Below are 343 nucleotides of genomic sequence, written 5' to 3' on the forward strand. Positions count from 1 at the left end.
CATCCGTAGCTCAGCTGGATAGAGTACTCGGCTACGAACCGAGCGGTCGGAGGTTCGAATCCTCCCGGATGCACCATATTCTCCGAGATAACAGCAAAACTGTTGTTTCATGGTCTGTGAGATAATCGCGAGCACCAGGGAGGATAACGTTGCTTCAGCAACGGCCCGCAGGGCGAGGCGCAGCCGAGTAATCCTCCCGGATGCACCATCTCTTACTTGATATCGCTTATCACGGTATCAGTATCGACAGTAAAGCAAGTTTCCCGATGCATCCGTAGCTCAGCTGGATAGAGTACTCGGCTACGAACCGAGCGGTCGGAGGTTCGAATCCTCCCGGATGCAC

Annotated in this window: 1 tRNA gene; it reads left to right on the forward strand. The window is 54.2% G+C overall.

From position 1 onward, the window contains the following. Window positions 1–268 precede the first annotated feature (268 nt). Window positions 269–342, forward strand: a tRNA-Arg gene (locus OGX90_RS01130). Window position 343: the final 1 nt, after the last annotated feature.

This window comes from Citrobacter sp. Cpo012 (assembly GCF_030333015.1).
Lineage (GTDB): Bacteria > Pseudomonadota > Gammaproteobacteria > Enterobacterales > Enterobacteriaceae > Citrobacter > Citrobacter portucalensis.